Below are 388 nucleotides of genomic sequence, written 5' to 3'. Positions count from 1 at the left end.
CCATTCCGGCTTCGGGACGCTCCGGGCCGGCGGCTTCGACTGGCAGGGGATCGGCGGCCTGGGCTCGATCTCGGACATCGAGACGGCCGTCGGCGGCATCGCCCCGGTGGTCACCTTCACCCTGGAGGGTGTCGGGCCCGAGGCCGCGAACGACGTCGTGAACGCCAAGACGGAGGTGAAGGGCCGCGACTGCGCGGTCTACCTGCAGCTCTACGATCCGTTCCTGACGCCGCTGGGCAGCCCCTACACCCTCTACCGCGGCGTGATGGACCGCCTGATCCACACAGCCGACGCCAACACCTGGACCGTGCAACTCACGGCCGAGACCAAGTTCTCCCGGCGCGGCCTGCCGCCGTTCGGCAACCTGACCAACGCCGACCAGCAGCGC

The 388-nt window shown here is 70.1% G+C and carries 1 protein-coding gene; it reads left to right on the top strand.

The genetic code is table 11. The features are described from left to right. Nucleotides 1-388 (top strand): hypothetical protein (locus KZZ04_RS18495; protein ID WP_219423693.1); only part of this gene is annotated, 388 nt, incomplete at both ends.

The organism is Pseudoalteromonas sp. CR1 (assembly GCF_019392235.1).
Taxonomy (GTDB): domain Bacteria; phylum Pseudomonadota; class Gammaproteobacteria; order Enterobacterales; family Alteromonadaceae; genus Pseudoalteromonas.
Note: the sequence above shows the minus strand (reverse complement) of the source record. Positions and strands in the feature narration are given on the sequence as shown.